At 70.5% G+C, this 18,741-nt stretch carries 18 protein-coding genes; 2 read left to right on the top strand and 16 right to left on the bottom strand.

The window, feature by feature from the left end:
* Positions 1–215 precede the first annotated feature (215 nt).
* From ABS52_11600 to ABS52_11585, 4 genes are read right to left on the bottom strand one after another with little or no spacing between them, the layout of a single operon-like run.
* On the bottom strand, positions 216–1,043 hold the full coding sequence (locus tag ABS52_11600; protein ODT02917.1) for a hypothetical protein: 828 nt from the start codon (positions 1,041–1,043) through the stop codon (positions 216–218).
* Positions 1,036–1,839: a hypothetical protein gene (locus ABS52_11595; protein ID ODT02916.1), complete on the bottom strand. Its 804-nt coding sequence runs from the start codon at positions 1,837–1,839 to the stop codon at positions 1,036–1,038. Before ABS52_11595 ends, ABS52_11600 begins: the two co-directional genes overlap by 8 nt.
* Entirely contained in the window at positions 1,836–2,759 is a 924-nt protein-coding gene (locus ABS52_11590; GenBank protein ODT02915.1) for a hypothetical protein, read from the bottom strand. The genes ABS52_11595 and ABS52_11590 overlap by 4 nt, the downstream gene beginning before the upstream one ends.
* Positions 2,760–2,778: 19 nt before the next feature.
* Positions 2,779–4,098, bottom strand: coding sequence for a hypothetical protein (locus tag ABS52_11585; protein ODT02914.1), 1,320 nt, complete (start codon positions 4,096–4,098; stop codon positions 2,779–2,781).
* 220 nt (positions 4,099–4,318) lie between these two features.
* Between ABS52_11585 and ABS52_11580 the strand changes: the two genes are divergently transcribed.
* Both ABS52_11580 and ABS52_11575 read left to right on the top strand, forming a co-directional pair.
* The gene (locus ABS52_11580; protein ID ODT02913.1) at positions 4,319–4,663 is read left to right on the top strand and encodes a hypothetical protein; all 345 of its coding nucleotides are present in this window, start codon (positions 4,319–4,321) and stop codon (positions 4,661–4,663) included.
* Between the two features lie 116 nt (positions 4,664–4,779).
* The gene (locus ABS52_11575) at positions 4,780–7,242 is read left to right on the top strand and encodes a hypothetical protein (protein ID ODT02912.1); all 2,463 of its coding nucleotides are present in this window, start codon (positions 4,780–4,782) and stop codon (positions 7,240–7,242) included.
* A 100-nt stretch (positions 7,243–7,342) separates the two neighbouring features.
* Here ABS52_11575 and ABS52_11570 read toward each other — a convergent pair whose 3' ends face one another.
* The 12 genes from ABS52_11570 to ABS52_11515 form a co-directional block, all read right to left on the bottom strand.
* Complete coding sequence (locus ABS52_11570) at positions 7,343–8,242, bottom strand: hypothetical protein (GenBank protein ODT02911.1); 900 nt, start codon at positions 8,240–8,242, stop codon at positions 7,343–7,345.
* Between the two features lie 154 nt (positions 8,243–8,396).
* The gene (locus ABS52_11565) at positions 8,397–9,602 is read right to left on the bottom strand and encodes a hypothetical protein (GenBank protein ID ODT02910.1); all 1,206 of its coding nucleotides are present in this window, start codon (positions 9,600–9,602) and stop codon (positions 8,397–8,399) included.
* Entirely contained in the window at positions 9,599–10,450 is an 852-nt protein-coding gene (locus tag ABS52_11560; protein ODT02909.1) for a hypothetical protein, read from the bottom strand. Before ABS52_11560 ends, ABS52_11565 begins: the two co-directional genes overlap by 4 nt.
* 10 nt (positions 10,451–10,460) lie before the next feature.
* A complete protein-coding gene (locus tag ABS52_11555) occupies positions 10,461–11,156 on the bottom strand; it encodes a cell division ATP-binding protein FtsE (GenBank protein ODT02908.1) in 696 nt (231 codons plus the stop codon).
* A 50-nt stretch (positions 11,157–11,206) separates the two neighbouring features.
* The gene (locus ABS52_11550) at positions 11,207–11,488 is read right to left on the bottom strand and encodes a hypothetical protein (protein ID ODT02907.1); all 282 of its coding nucleotides are present in this window, start codon (positions 11,486–11,488) and stop codon (positions 11,207–11,209) included.
* Positions 11,489–11,499: 11 nt separating this feature from the next.
* Positions 11,500–12,054 carry a hypothetical protein gene (locus tag ABS52_11545; GenBank protein ID ODT02906.1) on the bottom strand — a complete coding sequence of 185 codons (555 nt, stop codon included), beginning with the start codon at positions 12,052–12,054 and terminating at the stop codon, positions 11,500–11,502.
* Positions 12,051–12,941, bottom strand: a complete 891-nt coding sequence (locus ABS52_11540; protein ID ODT02905.1) for a hypothetical protein — start codon at positions 12,939–12,941, stop codon at positions 12,051–12,053. The genes ABS52_11545 and ABS52_11540 overlap by 4 nt, the downstream gene beginning before the upstream one ends.
* The gene (locus tag ABS52_11535) at positions 12,938–13,912 is read right to left on the bottom strand and encodes a hypothetical protein (GenBank protein ID ODT02904.1); all 975 of its coding nucleotides are present in this window, start codon (positions 13,910–13,912) and stop codon (positions 12,938–12,940) included. The genes ABS52_11540 and ABS52_11535 overlap by 4 nt, the downstream gene beginning before the upstream one ends.
* Positions 13,909–14,910 (bottom strand): hypothetical protein, encoded by a 1,002-nt coding sequence (locus ABS52_11530; protein ID ODT02903.1) that lies wholly within the window; start codon positions 14,908–14,910, stop codon positions 13,909–13,911. The genes ABS52_11535 and ABS52_11530 overlap by 4 nt, the downstream gene beginning before the upstream one ends.
* Before the next feature lie 32 nt (positions 14,911–14,942).
* Entirely contained in the window at positions 14,943–15,731 is a 789-nt protein-coding gene (locus ABS52_11525; GenBank protein ODT02902.1) for a hypothetical protein, read from the bottom strand.
* Positions 15,732–15,733: 2 nt separating this feature from the next.
* Entirely contained in the window at positions 15,734–16,753 is a 1,020-nt protein-coding gene (locus ABS52_11520; GenBank protein ID ODT02901.1) for a hypothetical protein, read from the bottom strand.
* Positions 16,754–16,906: 153 nt separating this feature from the next.
* Entirely contained in the window at positions 16,907–18,703 is a 1,797-nt protein-coding gene (locus ABS52_11515) for an elongation factor 4 (protein ODT02900.1), read from the bottom strand.
* Positions 18,704–18,741 lie beyond the last annotated feature (38 nt).

The following is an 18,741-nucleotide window of genomic DNA, read 5'->3' as shown; positions in this document are numbered from 1 at the left end:
GCGCCCTTCGCGATGCCTCCGCGGCGCCCATACGCACGCCTCGCCGTTTCTCGGCGCCTCCCAGTGGCCTTCAGCGCCCTTCAGCGCCCTTCAGCGCCCTTCCGTGCCCCTCCGTGCCCCTCCGTGCCCCTTCGTGCCCCTTCGTGCCCCTCCGTGCCCCTCCGTGCCCCTCCGTGCCCCTCCGTACCCCTCCCATATGCCCTGACCGCCCCCCCTCAGGCACTTCCTCGTTGCAGGTGCTTCACGCTCCACGCCACGGCGACGAGGAACCCCGAGACGGCGATGATCGCCGGACCGGTCGGCAAGTCGAACGGAATGGAACCGGCGAAGCCGACGAGCGCGGCGAGGAGGGCCGACGCGATCGACACGACGAACGTCCCCCGCATGCTCCGCGAGACGAGGAGGCCGGTCACCGCGGGCAGGACGAGAAAGTTGAAGACCAGCATCACCCCCGCGAACTGCATGGCGAAGGCAATGACCACGCCGAGCGTGAGGTAGAGCGCCAGGTCCCAGCGCCGCACGCGATAGCCGAGCGTGCGCGCGGTTTCGCGGTCGAAGGAGACGAAGAGGAACTCCTTGTAGAACACGGCGTGTGCGACGAGGACGGGGAGCGACGCACTCAGGAGGAGGAGCGTGTCGTGCCGGGTGATGCCGAGGATGTTCCCCTGCAGGAAGATGTCGTGTGCCTCGCCCGACTTGGCCTTGGCGATGAACAGGATCCCTGCCGCCGCCGCCACGGCGTAGGCGACGCCGATCCCCGCGTCTGGCGGGATGTCGCCGCGGTCGGGGGTGGCGAAGAAGGCGACGCCGCCGAGGGTGATCAGGAGCGATACCGCGAGCGGGTGCCCGGTGAGGCCGTGCGCCACCCCGAGCCCCGCCAGCCACAAGGCGATCGCGATACCCGCCGAGGAGATCTGCGCCAGCGCAGCCCCCACGAAGACGATGCGGCGCAGGACGACGTAGACCCCGATCACGGCGCATGCCAGCGCGATGACCAGTGTTCCGTAGAGCGACTCGCGGAACAGGAGGACGGCGTCAAGCATCGGGCCTCCCGACGGGGTGCTGTCCGGTCACCTGGAAGGCGCCGCTGTACGGGACGCGCTTGGCGAGGACGACGCGATGGCCATCGAAGCTCTCGACCTCCACGTCGATGCCGTACATCTGGCGCAGCGTCTCCTCGGAGAGGATCTCGTCGACCCGGCCGATGCGGAAGCCGCCCCCCACCACGAGGGCGATGCGCTCGACATAGTTGGCCACTTCGTTGAGCGCGTGGCTCACCATCAGCACGGTGAGGCCGCTCCGCTCGTGCAGGTCGCGCACGAGCCCCAGGATCTGCGTCGTGGAGACGAGGTCCATCCCGTTGGTCGGCTCGTCGAGCACCAGGACGTTGGGCTCGCCCACGAGGGCGCGCGCGATGAGGGTTCGTTGCTTCTGCCCGCCCGACAGCGCGGTCAGCCGCCGCTCGGCGAGGTCGCCGATGCCGACCTGCTCGAGCGCGCGCAGGGCTCGCTGCCTGTCGTCGCGCCCCGGCCGTCGCCCCAGGCCGATGCGGTCGTAACGTCCCATCAGGACCACGTCGATCACTCGCAGCGGAAAGTGCGAGCTGACCTGCTCTCGCTGCGGGACATAGCCGAATCGGAGGCCGGGAGCCCGCCGCACGGTCCCGGCGATGGGGGTGAGCGTCCCCAGCAGCGCGCGGAGCACCGTCGTCTTCCCGGCGCCGTTGGGACCGACAAAGCCGAGGAAGTCGCCCTCCGCGATGCTGAAGTTCAGGTTGGCCAGGACGATCCGGCGGCCATAGCCTAACGTCACCCCCTCGAACAGGACGAGGTCGCTCATCGCACGGCGGCCGCGATCTGCTGCACGTCGTGGCGGATGACCGAGACGTAGTCGTCGAGCCCCTTGGCGCCGCCCACCGAGGTGGGGAGGATGAGGACCTTGGCCCCCGTCTTCGAGGCCACGAAGTCGGCCGTCTTCCGGTCGTAGAAGGGCTCCATGACGATCACGCGCGCCCCGGTCTGCTTCATGGTCTGGATGAGCCCCGCCAGGTGCGAGGGCGAGGGAGGGACGCCGGGCTTCGGTTCCATGAAGCCGACGATGGTCATTCCCGTGTACCCGGCGAAGTAGCGCCAGCTGGTGTGCCAGGCCACCACCGGCTTTCCCTTGATGGCGGCGAGGTCGCCCGCCCAGCCGCGTTCGGCCGCCGCCAGCCGCTCCTCGAAGGCCCGTTCATTCGCGGAGAAGCGCGGGGCGTCGGCGGGGGCGAGCTCGGAGAACTTGTCACGAAAGAGACGCGCGATCCGGCGCCCGTTCTCCGGATCGAGCCAGTAGTGCGGGTTCCCCAGCGGGTGCACGTCGCCCTGCGAACGATCCACGTTGCCGCGGGCGACGTCGAGCACGGGGATGACGCGCGACACGTCCAGGTAGCCGTTCCCCCCCATGCGGATGCGCGGGTTGCGCGCCCCGTCCAGCAGGAGCGGCATCCACCCGATCTCGAGGTCGAGTCCCACGAAGGCCCAGACGTCGGCCTTTTGCAGCTGGAGCACGAAGCTCGGCTTGGCCTCGATGAAGTGCGGGTCCTGGTACCCCTCGCCGATGTGGGCCGCCACGATGCGGTCGCCGCCCACGGCGCGGGCAATGTCGTAGAGGTCGGTGGTGCTGGTGACGACGCGGAGCTGCGCCTCCGCCGCCCGCGCGGGGACGAGGGAGGTGGCGAGCGCCATCGCAAGGATCAGGTGCAACGAGGCGGTGCGGGTCATCGGAAGCGACGAGGATGGCTCAGAAGGGATGCGGCTTGTGCGGGCCAAGGGCGAAGGTGGCCTGCAGGATGACGCGCGTCGTCCGGGCGTTGCCCGAAGGCGGGGCGACGCGCTCGACCCCGGCGAGGAGCTTCGAGAACTCGCTGGGGTAGAACTGGAGGTAACCCGAGGCGGCCCGTGTCGTTCCCCCGCCGTAGGCAGGGTCCTGCAGCGCGTCGATGCGCGCCCCGAGGTAGCCGCGCCGCGACAGCTGCCATCGCGCGAACGCGTACCCGCCCGTGAAGTCCCGGGTCGGCCCGTCGTACGTGACGGGCCCGCTGGCGGCCGGCAATGACGGCGAGCGCTCGTTGAGCTGTCGGAGCAGCTCGCCCTGCAGGATGAACGACCGGTACAACCCCTGTTGCAGCGGCCGCCACCGGAAGGTGACGTCGCCCCCAACGACCGATTGCCGGGCGAGCGTCGCGTTGACGCCCGCGGCGCCGGTCACGGGCTGCTCCCGGCGCCCGGTCACCGCCGATGCGGAGAGCTCGACGTTGGCGGCCTGCGACAGGTCCCAGTAGTTCCGCAGGCGGGCCGAATACCCCATGCCTGCCAGGCGCCGGTTCGGCTGCTCCGTCGCCTGCAACCCCTCGGGCGCCTCACCGAAGCGATCCATCGCCGTCAGGATCACCTCCTGGTAGAACCCGAACGGTGAAAAGATCCGGCTGGCGTACAGCCCCGTTCCCTTGAGTCCCTCGGGGCCCAGGAATCGTTGAAGCACCCACGGATACTCGAAGGTGTGCAGGTCGTGCCGGTGCGTCGTGTTCGCCTTGCCGACCGGAAGCAGGAGCCGGCCCGCGCGAAGCTCCAATCCCCACGGAAGCGACGTGGCCGTGAGATACGCCTGCTCGATCGACGCGCCTTCGGCGTCGGAGAAGCCGAAGTAGATGTCGCCGCGGAAGAACGGATCCACCGCCGCCTGGATCGCCACCTCCACCTCGCGAATCCCGAGGCGACTCCCCCCCTCTTGCGTGCTCCCCTTGGGTGAGAGATCACCAATGAGATCGGCCACGGCACTCAGGTCCGGCAGGAGGCGCGGGTTGGACGGTCCGCTGGGGCCTTGCGCGGCGGCGGCTGGGCGGGTGCTTGCCGCGGACGCTTCGAGCTCCCGCACGAGGGCGAGGGAGTCGGCGGCGCGCGCGCTGTCGCCCCGCAGCGAGTCGGCCCTGGATCGCTTGGCGGTGGAGTCGCGTTGCTGGGCTGCGAGGGCAAGCGGAGCGGCGAGGGCGACGAGCGCAAGCACGCCCACGTAGATGCCGAGGCGCACCGCGCCGACGTGACCCCGCGCGGTGGGGCGCATGACACGGCAGCTGGCTGCCGACGCTTGGACTGGCACGGTGACGCGGCGCTCCCTTCGCGACGGGCCCCTCGCGACGCGCCCCGTCGCCGGAGTCCCGCCAGAGTGACGGAACCGGGGTCAACTTAGGAGCCGCACCTGTACGTGCCATGACGATTGCCGTGAAGATGCGGGGGGCGCCGCGGGGAATTGTCCCGCCCCGCAACGGCCGCTATGGTATGGCATGCTCTCGAGACGCCTCGCCCTTCGCCTGCTCGCCGCCCTCGTGGCGGTCGTTCAGGGCTTCGCCCCTGGCGTCGCGTCCCTCATCGACGCGCGACCCGCGGCCTACGCGGCATCCGAGCGCTCGATCGTCCATTTCGAGGAGCCCGGGTCGGCTCACGCCATCGCGCACCAGGAACACTGCGTCCTGTGCAATGTGGCGACACACCTCGTCGCCGACCCGTTCGTTCCGGGCACGCCCCTCGCGGGCACAGGCGTCCGCGCCTGGCCGCCGCGCGCCGTCTGGCTGGCGCGCCACGACGCGGCGCTCGACGCCGCGATCCAGTCGAGGGCCCCACCGGCCTGAGTGACGCCGCGCCCTCCCCTCGAGTGCGCGCGGACCCTGCACAGCTCCCGACTCCACGTCAGTCGCACGCCCGCGGGCCGTCGGCTGCGTCACACGCGTTGCTGCGGAATTCACTCATGTCACGCACATACCTCGTACGCGATCGCTCGATCGCGCCTCATTCCATCGTACACACGATCGCATACGCCGTCGTGCACGCCCTCGGCACGCCGCCCCGAAACCGACCCCCGACGCCGGGTTGGGCCGCGCGGGCGCTGAGTGGCGCGCGCATGGCGATGCGACAGGGCGCCCTCCTCATGGCGGCCGCACCGATCGCCGCGGCGGCGGTGCCGTCGGCGCCTGCCGGGTTCGACGCACCGGCACCTGCCCACCCACGGCCCATGGTCACGCCGCGCGCCGCCGTGCCCGCCGTCGTGCCGGGGATCGCCGGCACGGTGCGCGACAGCGCGGGGCACCCGCTCGCCCACGCGCAGGTCGTGGTGAGCGTCGTCAACCGCGTGCTCCAGTCCGACGCGAACGGCGAGTTCCTGATCCGTGGCCTCGCGCCCGGGATCTACCACGTCGACGTGTCGCTCATCGGCTACGCCCCACAGCATGCCGTGGTCACGATCCCGGAATCGGGCGACGACGTGCGGCTGGACATCGTCCTGCGCCGCTCCGCCTTGCGCCTGACGGGGGTCATCGTCTCGGCCGCGCCCACCGGGACCGACCCGCTCGCCGTCACCCAGGCGACCGTCGAGCTCTCCGGGAAGAACCTCGCCCTCAACATGGGGGGATCGGTCGCCCAGACCCTGGCCGGGGAGCCCGGGATGGCGATGCGCTACAACGGGCCGATGGCCAACATCCCCGTCATCCGTGGCCTCACCGGCGATCGCATCCTCGTGCTGCAGGACGGTGAGCGCACCGGCGACCTCGCCGGCGCCTCCGCGGACCATGCGCTCTCGATCGACCCGTTCAGCGCCGAGCGGATCGAGGTGATCCGCGGCCCCGCCTCGCTGCTGTACGGGAACAACGCACTCGGCGGGGTCGTGAACGTCATCGCCAACGACATTCCGACGTCGGTCCCGGGGACGTCATCCTTCTTCCTCGGCGGCCAGGGAGAGACGGTGACGCCCGGCGGCGTCCTGGGGGGCGGGGGGACGATCCCCATCGGTGACAGCTTCGCCCTCGTCGTCCGCGGCACCATGCGACGGACCGACGACCTGCGCGTCGGGGGGGGCGGGCGGCAGGCCAATACCGACGCGGAGAACGTCGGGGGCTCCGTCGGCATCGGGTATGTAGGTGATCGCGCACAGGTTGGCGTGGTGGTGCGCACGACCCAGTTCGAGTTCGGGGTCCCGTTCCCCGACGGCGGGGAAGGGATCCGCCTGGATGGCGGCCGCAATCAGGCGGCGCTGCGCGCGACCCTCAACACCGGGACGTCGTTCCTCCCCACCATCCGCGTCGATGGCACGGCGCAGCACTACACGCACGACGAGCTCGAGGCCACGGGGGCCGTGGGGACGACCTTCAGCCTCAACACGCAGACCTTCAACGTGCTCGGGCGCACGCAGCACGGGCGGCTCACCGGGTCGGTGGGCGTGCAGGGGTACCTCCGTTCGTACACCCCGCGCGGGGAGGAGGCGTTCACGCCGTCGGCCGACAACCGGAACCTCGCCGTCCTGCTGTTCCAGGAGTTCCCGCTGCGAGCCGGCGGGGGAGCCGATGCCCGTGTCGCCCGTTTGCAGCTGGGGGCGCGCCATGACTGGTTCGGTCTCGAGTCGGCCGACGACGCGCGCTTCGGCGTGGGGTTCACGCGCGCCTTCAACCACACGTCGGCCTCGCTCGGGCTGAGCCTGCCCATCGCGACGGGCGCCACCTTCAACGTGAACGCGCAGCGTGCCTTTCGCGCGCCGTCGGTCGACGAGGTCTACGCCGACGGCTATCACGTCGCGGTCGGCACCTACGACGTCGGCAACCCCAACCTGCGCGCCGAGACGAGCACGGGGGTGGAGGGCGTGCTGCGCGCCCAGTCGGCGCGCGGCTTCGTGCAGGTCAGCACGTACCTCAACGCCATTGCCGGCTACATCGCGCCTCGCGCCGTGGGCGAGCGCACCGTCGACACCGAGGAGGGGCCCGCGACCGTCCCGCTGGTGAACTTCTTCCAGCAGGACGCGCGGCTCTTCGGTTTCGAGCTGCAGGGGGAGGGAGAGGTCGCACGCCACTGGGTCCTCGGCGCGAGCGCCGACTGGGTGCGTGGACGCTTCGCCGATGACACGAACCTTCCCTACATCCCCGCCGCCCGTGTGGCGGCGAACCTGCGGTGGGACAATTCCCGGATGAGCATCGGGGGCGGCGTGCGCCACGTCCTCGACCAGTCCAGGGTCTCGGGTGATGCGCTCGACGTCGCGACCGACTCCTACACGCTCATGAACCTGTCGCTCGGATGGACGCTCCTGCGCGGGGCGACGGTGCAGACGATCGTGCTGCGAGCCGACAACCTGCTCGACGAGCGGTACTTCGACGCGACGAGCCGCATCAAGAGTTTTGCGGCGAACCCCGGGCGGAACGTGGCGCTGGTGTACAAGATCGGGTTCTAGGCGGCCGGGTCGTGCGTGCGGGGGCGCAGTTTGGCGGCGCCCCCGCGCGGGCTCGAGTCCCGACGGCGGCCACCTCGCCGCGCGCTCGCTGCGCGCGGCCTCACTCGCCGCGGGCGTACGCGCGGAGGCGCTCCAGCATGCGCGTGTCCATCACCTCGGGCTCGTCTCCCTTCGGCGTCTCGATCACCTTGGCCACGCCCGCGAGGCGCGGGTCGGTCATGATGCGGCGAAACGCACCTTCGCCGATGGCCCCCTCGCCGATCAGCTCGTGCCGGTCCTTGCGGGAGGCGAAGGGCGCCTTGGAGTCGTTCAGGTGCATCATGCCGAGCCGCGCGAAGCCGATCGTGTCGCCAAAGCGCTGCCACACGTCGTCATAGGCGTTCGCCAGGTCGTAGCCGGCGGCGAACACGTGCGCGGTGTCGACGCACACCCCCACGCGGTGCCGCACCGAGCGATCGATCGTCTCGATGAGCGCCGCCATCTCCTCGAACGATGCGCCGATCGCCGTGCCGCTCCCCGCGGTGGTCTCGAGGAGGAGCGTGGTCGTTCCCGGGACCACGTCGAGGGCGATGCTGATGGCCTCCGCGTTGCGGGCCAGGCCGTTCGCCCGATCGTCCATGTAGTTGCCCGGGTGCGAGACGAGGTACGTCAGCCGCAGGGCCTCGCAGCGCTTCAGCTCCGAGACGAACGAGATGAGCGACCGGGTCCACAGCACCGGGTCCGGCGAGGCGAGGTTGATGAGGTACGAGTCGTGCGCGTTGGTGACGACGACCTCGGTCGCGGCCAGTGTGCCCAGGAAGGTGGCCCGATCGCCCTCGGCGATGGCCGGCTCCTTCCACTGGTTCGCCTGCTTGGTGAAGATCTGCATCGCCGTGGCCCCGATGGCCTTGGCGCGCGGGATGGCCGACGGGACGCCGCCGGCCGTCGAGACATGGGCGCCTAACGGGGCGATGGGCGGGACGGGAGACGGGAGCCGGGAACTGGGAGAGCGTGTGGGCATGCGACGGGTCGAGGGGCGGCGACGGAGGCGAAAGGTATCGGACCGACCATCGCCGTTGAAAGCCACCGGCAGTAGCGCGGCTGCGCCGCGCGTGCTCCCAGNCAGCGCGCGGCGCAGCCGCGCGCTCCCGTCACCCGACTCCCGTCCGCCCTTCCTAGCGACTCCCCGCGCGCAGGGTCAGCCACGCCAGCGGGTCGGTCGCGCGCCCCTTGGGGCGGATCTCGAGGTGGAGGTGCGCGTCCATCTCGGGGTCGGCGCGGCCCACCGCCCCGATCACCTCGCCCTTCCCCACCTTGTCTCCCTTGTGCACGTCGGCGCGCGAGAGTGAGCCGTACACCGAGTAGTCGCCGCCGCCGTGCTGCACGATCACCGTGAGTCCGTACGTCCCGATCGGGTCGGCCACCATCACCTCGCCGGCGGCGATCGCCTTCACCGGAGTCCCCTGCGGGGCGCGGATCCCGACCCCGTTCCAGCGGATGGCGGTGTTGTTCGGGTTGATGGCGCGTCCGAACCGATAGATGATGTCGCCCTCCACCGGCCAGTCGAGCTTCCCGAAGTCACTCGTCTTGAGCGTGCTGGCCGTCGGGGCTGGCGCGTTGGGGCGCGCCTCGCTGCGCCGCCGCGCCTCCTCCAGCGACGCGAGGAGCTGCGCGAGCCGCTGCTCGTCGCGCTGGATGCGGGCCAGCCGGTCCTGGATCTGCCGCTGCGACTGTTGCACCTGCGCGAGGTTGCGCGTCCGAGCCCCTTCCATGGAGCGCAGCCGCTGCTCCTCCAGCGCCTTCTCCTCGCGGTTGCGCTTGAGCTCCTCCTGCAGCTTGACGAGGAGTGCGCGCTGCCGGTCGATCTCGTCGTAGAGGACCTGGACGCGGGCCACGACGGCGCGATCGTGCAGCGCCAGCTCGTGCAGGTACTTGTAGCGGCCGACCAACTCGCCGAAGGTGCGGGCCGACAGGAGCGCCTCGGTGGTGTAGAGCGGGCCGCGCTTGTAGATGTCGACCACCCGCCGCTTGAGCGCGGCGCGCCGGAGCTGCACCTCCTGTTCGGCGCGCGCCAGCGAGGTCGCCGTGGAGTCGACGTCGGCGTTGATGGTCAGGAGCTGCTGGTCGAGCGACCGGACCAGGCGGGAGGTCGCCTCGGCCTGCCGGTGGAGGTTCTGCGCCTCGTCGGCCAGGTCGTGCGCCCGGCCCTGCAACTCCTGCAGGCGCGACTGCAGCTCCGCGCGCTCGCGGCGGATCGTCTCCAGCTCCTCGCGCTGCTGCCGGAGCCGCTGCTCGGCGCTCTGGCCCTGCGCGGGGCGGGGGAGGGCGAGCGCCACCCCCGCCACCACGAGCGCCGTCCAGCGCGCGGCGCGCACCGTCACAGCACGCGGCGGATCTGGCGCCCGACCGAGATGGCGCTGCCCACGATGCCGATCACGGCCCCGCCTAACAAGCCGAGGAACGCGAGCCGCGCGTCGAAGAACTCGGTCTGGATGAAGTAGCGCGAGATGAGCGTGCTCGCCAGGTACGTGAGGAGGAGCGCCAGCCCTCCACCCATCACCCCCTTGAGGAACCCCTCGATGAGGAACGGGCGCCGGATGAAGCCGTCCGTCGCCCCCACCAGGCGCATGATCGAGATCTCGCGGCTCCGCGCCATGACCGCCATGCGGATCGTCGCCCCGATCACGATGATCGCCACGCCCGCGAAGGCGAGCCCAAGGATGATCCCGGCCGCCGTCGCGACGTTGCGGATGCTGTAGAGCTTCTGCACCCACTCCTCACCGAAGCGGACGTCGTCCACGAACGCGTACGTCCGGACCCGGTCGGCGATCCGCTTGACCGTGGCGGGGTCGCGATACCCCTCGCGCAGCCGGATGTCGAGGGAGCCGGGGAGGAAGCCGGCCTCGAAGACGTCGCGGAACTCGCCCAGCTCCTGGCGCGCGCGTGCCAACGCCTGCTCCGGCGTGACGTACTCGACGCGCGCCACCTCCGGGAGGGCGCCCACCTCGCCCATGGCGGCGGCGATCGCCTCGGCTTCGGCCGACTCGGCCAGGAAGGCGCGGATCTCCACCCGCGATTCCACCGCGCGCAGCGTATTGCGGATGTTGAGCGCGACCAGCGAGAAGAGGCCGAAGGCGAAGAGCGAGAAGGCGATCGTCGTGATGCTCAGCACGCTGAGGAGCGGCGCCCGCCTGAATCCCAGCAGTGCCTCGCGAACGGCCAGCTTCATGCGTCGTCCCTCATGGCGTCAGCTCCGGCGCGCGGCGCTTCTCTTCCGACGAGTCGTACACCAACTGCCCCCGATTGACTTCCAGCACGCGGAGGTTGGCGCGCTTCACGAGATCGAGGTCGTGCGTCGCCATCACCACCGCGGTCCCCGCCGCGTTGATGTCGCGCAGCAGTTGGAAGACCCCGCGCGTGGCGCGATCGTCGAGGTTCCCCGTGGGCTCGTCGGCCACGAGGACGAACGGATCGTTGGCCAGCGCGCGGGCGATGGCGACCCGCTGTTGTTCGCCCCCGCTCAGCTCGCGCGGAAGGTTCCTGGACTTGGAGGCCAGCCCCATCTGCGTGAGGAGCCGTGACACCTTCGGGTGGATCTTGTCGTGCGGTGTCCCGATCACCTCGAGCGCGAAGGCGACGTTCTGCTCGACCGAGCGGTCCTCGAGGAGGCGGAAGTCCTGGAACACGACCCCCAGCTTCCGGCGCAGCATCGAGATCTCCTTGCGCGTGACCCCCTTGGAACGGGTCCCGCTCACCCAGACTTCTCCGCGCGTGGGGAGCTGGTCGAAGTAGATGTGCTTCAGGATCGAGCTCTTCCCCGCGCCGCTCGGCCCCGTGAGGAACACGAACTCGCCCTTGTTGACGGTGAACGACACGTCATTGAGGGCGACGCCGGTGCGCGGATACTCTTTGAAGACGTTGGCGAATCGGATCACGGCTGGAAAGCTAGTCACCGTGACACAGGACGAACGAACGCCCCCCGAGGTCAGCGCGGGCGATCGGGGCGCGAGAGCCGCACCACCTCGGAGACGGCCAGTCCGGCGATGTCGCGCACGGCGATCCCCCCCTTGGGGAGGGTCGCGTCCAGGGCGATGGTGGCCAGCTCGTTCCGCCGCGGTCCGTGGATCCAGGCCACGTCGCCTTCGTTGAGCAGCCGCTCGGCGGCATCGTCGGGGCGCATGCGCACCAGCGGCCCCCGCTCGGGGTCACCGCGACGCGTGGCCCAGAAGGCCACGACCTGCAGCGGTGGATTGGACGCCAGCGACACCGGGCCGCCCGCTAGAGCGCCTGGGGGAGGGAGACACAGCCGTCGTCGCGCCACATCACGAGCCGCCGCGACGAGAGGACGTCGAGTACGCGCGATGCCACACCGGCGGGCGCCCCCAGCTCGCGCTCGAGCTCCTGCGGCTTCACCCGCCCGTGCGCATTGACCACCTGCCACGCGCGGCGCGCCCCGTCGTCCAGCGACCCCACGAGGCGGATCGTCCCGTGCTCGTCCTCGACGATCACGGCGAGGTTGTATCGCTCCAGCACCGCCTCGATGGCCTCGAGGTGGCCGTCGTGCACGCCGCGGATCAGGAAGTAGCGCTGGGGCTGTCCCTCGGCCCGCTGGTAGTAGTCGAGGAGCTTGCCGACGACTTCGTCGGCGCACGAGAAGTCGAGCATCTTCACGTGCGCGAAGTCGATGACCGTCACGTTCGGCTCGGGGAGCTCGGCGAGCGCCGCCTCGATGGCCTGGCGCACCGCCACCCCGGTCGGTCGCGTGACCAGGTTCGTGTACAGGTCGCAGACCGTCTTGCGGAGGACGGAGCTGACTGAGATGTGGTAGATCACCGCTGCGGCACTCGTTCTGGGATCGTGATCTGAACCTGGGCGCCCGGGAGCGGCGACAGGTTCTCGCGCATGGGGAGGTCGTCGTCCCACTGCGGCACGAGGGCGATGCGCGCCGTGCCACTGCGCACCGCGAGCTTCCCGTCCCACCGCCCGACGTACCGACGCACCCCGGCGAGCCCCTGCCCGCGTCCCGGATCCCGGAATCGACTCACGCCACGAATCACCGCTTCTTCCAGCGCCATCCCGTCGTCCCACCGGTCGCTCAGCTTGCGCCCCGGCGCGCTCTCGAGCGAGCGGCGGAAGCCGATGCCGGCGTCACAGACGGCGATGACCACCACGCGCCGGCCGAGCCGCTGGCGGTAGCGGTACGTCTGCACCGCCACCCACCCCATGGTCTGCGCGTGTTCCACGATGTTCTGGCAAACTTCGGAAAGCGTCATGGCAAAGCGCATCGTCGCCATCGGGTCCAGGTTCAACTCGTTGACGAGGATCTGCTGCGCCTTGGCCTGGATGCGTTCGACGACATCGTGCACGTCGTCGCTCTTGGCCACCGGCGTGATCTCGAGGAGGACGTTCGACTCGGCCACCTGCGCGCGGGCGCGCGGGACGTGGCCGTGCATCTCGAAGAGCTCCTCGGCATGGCGGTAGAATCCCGCGCGCTGCCAGTACGACGCCGTCTCCTCGGTCTCGGGGCCGGTGAAGGCCGCCTGGGTCCCGCGCGACTGCGCGAGCGTGAGGAGGGCGGTCAGGCCGTAGGGCGACGCCCATCGTGTGTGTCGCGCGTCGACCAGGACCTTCTGGTCGACGGCCACCGGCGCCAGCTGCTCGAGCACCTGTTCGAACGTGTGATCGTCGAGCGACGGAGGGACGGTGATGACGGTGGTCACGAGGGAATCAGTTCGCCGCGGAGGTGGTGAGCGAGGCCGCGAGCCCCGCGGTACGCGACGTTTCGCGCGGCGGCCTTGAGCGCACGCGGAAACGCGACCGTGAACGTATCACCGGCGAGCAGTCGCGAGAAGAGTGTCGCGCCAAACACGTCGCCGCACCCGGTCGGGTCGCCCTCGCCACTCTTGACATCGGCACGTTCTGCCGCCACGAGCGCCGTGCGCACCGCGCCGAGAACGGATGTTCCGGCGCCGCGCCGCTGGAGGTCACCCAGCCCGTCGAAGCCCGGCGCCGTGAAGTACACCGCCCCCCGGGCCCCGAGTGTCACCACCAGCGCCGACACTTGCTGCGCCAGTGCTGTCGCGGCCAGCGCCATCGGGTCGGGGGCCAACATCGCCAGTTCGTCCTCGTTCATCTGCACCAGGTCGGCGCACGCCAGCCAGGCCGCCGCGTTAGGCACCGGGTGCAGCGCGCGGAGCCCGTCGGGCTGCACCTCCAGGGCCAGCGAGTGCAGGTCGAGGTAGATGGGGCCCGCGAAGTGCTGCCGGATGAGTTGCGCCGTCTCCAGCTCCAGCTCGAAGCCGCTGATCAGGTTGATGTACAGGGCGTCGAGGTCGCGCAGGAGCGGCTTGAGCCCGAGCCACGGCCAGGGCGGGACACCGCCCGTCAACACCTCGCTGCGCCGCTCCGCCGACAGGTAGCGCAGCTCCACCCGGTTGTTCCGCTGGGGCACCTCGATCGGCTCGGCGTCGGGGGCGAGGCGGCGCAGCGTGCGCAGGAACTCGCGCGCGCGCGCATGCAGGTCGTAGCCGACGCGCGCCAGCGGCACCACCACCCAGTCGTCAGGGAGCGCGGCGTCGAACGCCGAGAGCGCGTACGTGATCCCGCCCCACTCCTCCACCGGTGCGCTGCGCGGGTCCCGTCCGTGGATCACGTCCCAGACGAAACTCCCGATGACCCCGACGCGCCTCACGTCACGCCCGGTGCCTGCTGCTTGAAGGTCGCCACCGCCCCCACCACCCCCGCCGTACCGGGGAGCGAGCCGGGGACGATCCGGCAGGCCTCCACCGCCGGCGCGAATGCCCGGCGCCGAACCTCGCGCCGCAGCGGGTCGAACAGCGTATCGCCCGCCTGGGTCACCCCGCCGGCAATCACCACCACGTCGGGGTTGAAGATGTTCAGGAGGTTCGCGATCCCCGTCCCGAGGAAGCGCGCCGTCTCGCGCACGACCTCCAGCGCCGCCTCGTCTCCCTTCTTCGCCGCATCGTACACGATGGCGGCGGTCAGCCGCTCCAGCTCACCGTGCACCAGCGCGTACATGATCGATTCGTGGTTCCCCGCCATCTGTTCGCGCGCGCGCTCGGCGATCGATGGCCCCGACGCGTACGCCTCCAGGCAGCCGTAGTTCCCGCACTTGCAGCGGCGCCCGGTGACGTCGATGGTCGTGTGGCCGATCTCGCCCGCGATGTCCGACGAACCGTGGTACAGGCGCCCGTCCAGGATGAGCCCCCCGCCGATCCCGGTGCCGATCGTCATCCCCACCACGTTGCGCCCCCCCTGCGCGGCGCCAAGCCACCATTCCCCCAGCGTCGCGCAGTTCGCGTCGTTGTCGAGCGTCACGGGGAGCCCCACCCGCTCGGCGATCACGTCGCGCAGCGGGAAGTTCTGCCAACCGAGGTTCGGCGTGGTGATCACGATGCCGCGCTCGCGATCGAGAGGCCCCGGCGCGCCCACGCCCACTCCCAGGAAGTCCTCGCGACGCCCCCCGGTGGTGGCCGCCGTCTCGCGGATCGCCGTCTCGATCATTCGGACGATGCGATCCACGACCGCCTGCGCCCCCTGGTCGGAACGCGTCGGCTCGGACCGCATCGCGAAGTCCTTGCTCCCGTCCTCGGCCACGGCGCCCACCACGATGTTGGTGCCGCCGAGATCGACGCCGACGATGTAGCGGGGACGCTTGGCTCTGGCCATGGGACGCGAAGACGGGAAGACGAGAGGGAGTGCTAGGGGACGATGTGCAGTTTCCTCAGGGCAAAATATGTCCCCAGCAGCAGGATCATGACAGCGAACCCCTGCTTGATGCGGGCCTGCGGAACGTGGCGCACCAGACGCGTTCCGGTGAGCGCACCCACGGCGGCGACGCCGGTGAACGACGCGACGAGCTCCCACTGGATCGGGACCTGCCCGATGTAGCCGGCGAAGCCGCTCAGCGAGTTCATGGTAATGATCAGGAGGGAGCTGCCCACGGCGGGCTTCACCGGGACCTGCGCGAGCAGGACGAGGGCGGGGACGATGACGAACCCGCCGCCGGCGCCGATCAGCGACGTCAGGATTCCCACGCCGAGCGCCTGCAGCGCGAGGAGCCACGAGAAGCGCCCCCCGGCGGCTGCGCTCCCCTCCGTGGGGAGCGCGGCGATCGGGCGAAGGGAGTCGCGCAGCATCATCACCGACGCCGCCAGGGCGAAGGCGGCGAAGAGCGAGAGTTGCATCTGCTCGGGGACGAAGTGCGCCAGCCGCGCCGTGGCGAACGCACCGGCCATCGCGCACAGGCCGAACGGGACCGCCACGCGCAGGTTCACCGTCCCCTGGCGCCAGTGCGACAGGAAGCCCACGAAGGCACTCATCCCCACCACCGCCAGGCTCATCGCGATGGCGGGCTTGGTGGGGACATGAAAGACGTAGAGAAAGATCGGGAGCGCCAGGATCGATCCGCCGCCGCCGAGGAGCCCAAGGACGAATCCCACGCCCAGCCCGAGGGCGAGGCCGAGCACCGGGTTGGCGATGTCGCCCATCGTCAGGCGTCCGTTTCGGCGCGCACCGCGTCCACGGCGTCCAGCACCTCGGCGACGGTCAGGTCTCGCATGCACCGCCAGTGCTTGAGCGGACAGGTGCGTGGCCCGTGCGTGTCGCAAGGGCGGCACTCGAGCATCGGGACCTCCGCCACGCGTCGCGCCGTGGCCAGCGGTCCGAAGCCGAAGGCGGGGACGGTCGGGCCGAACAGGGCCACCGTCGGCGTGTCCATCGCCGACGCCAGGTGCAACGGCGCCGAGTCGTTGGTGACCAGCACCCGCGCACGACGCAGCAGCGCCGCCGAGCCGAGGAGCGTGAGCGCCCCCGTGGCGTCGATGGCGCTGCCGAACGTCTCGCTCACGATCGCCTGCGCCAACGCGCGGTCGCCCTCGCTCCCGAGCACGATCACGCGCCCGAGCAGCGTCAGGCGGCGCGCCAGCGCGGCATAGTAGGGCCACCGCTTCGTGGCCCACACCGACCCCGGCGCCACGGCCAGGAGCGGCTCTCCGGCATGCGCGTGCGCGTCCAGCAGGCGCTGCACCGCCTCCTCGTCCTCCACCCCGGGATACAGCGCCGGGCGCACGACCTCGGGCGGGGGCGCGGCGTCTCGGCCGTGCCCGGCGAGCGACCAGAGACGCTCGGCATGGTGACGGTCGCGCCGGTAGGGAAAGCGGCGCGTGTAGAGCCAGCGTCCGGCCGACGTCTCGAAGCCGACGCGCTCCGCGTAGCCGGCCGCCACCGCCAGCGCCGCGCTCCGCCACGATCCCTGCGCCAGGAAGGCCGTATCGCTCGCGCCGCCGGCCTTGGCCAGCCGCACCAGCTCGCGGAAGCCCCGTGCCCCGGCGTGCGCCCCGCGCTTGTCGTAGCGGTACACGTGACGCACGTGCGGGTCATGCGCCAGCAGTCCCGCGTTGGCCGGCGTCGCCACCACGTCCACCGGCCCCCGCGTCGCCAGCGCGCGGATGAGCGGCGTGGTCAACACCATGTCGCCCAGGAAGCTCGTCTGGATGACGAGGGAGCGCACTACGACGTCCGGGAGACGGGGGACGGGGGGCGAGCGTGCGCGCGGCGTTGCCGCGCGCGGGGGGGACGGCCGAGGAGGTAGGCGGATTCTCCTTCCGCGGCGCGCACGGCGCGCCGCGTGCCCGTCTCCCGTCCCCCGTCTCCCGTCCCGCCCCTAGTCAACTTGCAGCACCGCCAGGAACGCCTCCTGCGGGATCTCGACCGCGCCGACCTGCTTCATGCGCTTCTTCCCCTCCTTCTGCTTCTCCAGGAGCTTGCGCTTGCGCGAGATGTCGCCGCCGTAGCACTTCGCGAGCACGTCCTTGCGCAGCGCCTTCACCGTGGTCCGGGCGATGATCTTCGTGCCGATGGCGGCCTGGATGATCACCTCGAACAGCTGGCGCGGGATGAGCTCCTTGAGCTTGTCGGCGATCTTGCGTCCCCAGTCGTACGACTTGTCGACGTGGATGATCACCGAGAACGCGTCGAGCACGTCGCCGTTGATCAGCAGGTCGAGCTTCACGAGCTTCCCCGGGCGATAGTCGGCCATCTCGTAGTCCAGCGAGGCGTAGCCGCGCGAGATGGTCTTGAGGCGATCGTAGAAGTCGAGGACGATCTCGGCCAGCGGGAACTCCCAGTCGAACTCCACGCGCGTCGTGTCGATGTACTTCATCCCCAGGTACACGCCGCGGCGCTCCGTCCCCAGCGTCATGATCGGGCCGATGTACTCGGTGGGGGAGACGATGCGCGCCTTGACGTAGGGCTCGTCGATGCGCTGGATCACCTGCGGCGACGGGAGCTTGGACGGGTTCTCGATCAGCTCCATCTCGCCGTCCGTCTTGTACACGTGGTACTCCACGTTCGGGACGGTGGTCACGAGGTCGAGGTTGAACTCACGCTCGAGCCGCTCCTGCACGATCTCCATGTGCAGCAGCCCCAGGAAGCCGCAGCGGAAGCCGAAGCCCAGCGCCGTGGACGTCTCGGGCTCGTAGTGCAGCGAGGCGTCGTTGAGCTGGAGCTTGGAGAGCGCATCGCGCAGCGACTCGTACTGCGACGTGTCCGTGGGGTAGATCCCCGCGAACACCATCGAGTGCACCTCCTTGTACCCCGGCAGGGCCTCGGTGGCGTGGTGGTCGGCGTCGAAGATCGTGTCGCCCGCGCGCGTCTCCCTCACGCTGCGCACGTTGGCCACCACGTACCCCACCTCGCCGGCCGACAGCTGCTCCTGCTTCACCTGGCGCAGCTGCAACATCCCGACCTCGATCACCTCGTAGCGCGCGTCGTTCGCGCCGAACGTGATCTGCATCCCGGGCGTCATCACGCCGTCCACCACGCGGATGCTCGGAATGGCGCCGCGGTAGCGGTCGTAGTACGAGTCGAAGATGAGCGCGCGGAGCGGCGCGTTCGGGTCGCCCCTGGGCGGCGGCACGCGCTTCACGATCGCCTCGAGCAGGTCGGGGACCCCGAGCCCCTCCTTGGCGCTCACCAGGAGGATATCGTCGGGGGCGACCCCGATCAGGTCGTGCACCTCCTGCTTGCGCCGCTCCGGTTCCGCGCCCGGCAGGTCGATCTTGTTGAGGACGGGGATGATCTCGAGTCCCGCGTCGAGCGCGAGGAAGAGGTTCGAGAGGGTCTGCGCCTGGATCCCCTGCGACGCGTCGACCACCAGGATGGCCCCTTCGCACGCCGCCAGCGAACGCGAGACCTCGTAGGTGAAGTCCACGTGCCCGGGGGTGTCGATCAGGTTCAGCTCGTATTGCTGCCCGTCCCGCGCCTTGTACCCCATGCGCACGGCGTTGAGCTTGATCGTGATCCCGCGCTCGCGCTCCAGGTCGAGCGTGTCGAGCACCTGCGACTTCATCTCGCGCCGCTCGAGCGTCCCCGTGGTCTCGATGAGGCGGTCGGCCAGCGTCGACTTGCCGTGGTCGATGTGCGCGACGATGCAGAAGTTGCGGATATGCTGGAGATTCACGGTGCAGCGCGGGGCATGGGATGGTTCACCGGGGCGAC

This window comes from Gemmatimonadetes bacterium SCN 70-22 (genome assembly GCA_001724275.1).
Classification (GTDB): domain Bacteria; phylum Gemmatimonadota; class Gemmatimonadetes; order Gemmatimonadales; family Gemmatimonadaceae; genus SCN-70-22.
The sequence above is the reverse complement of the archived record's forward strand: the minus strand, read 5'-3'. Positions and strand labels throughout refer to the sequence as shown.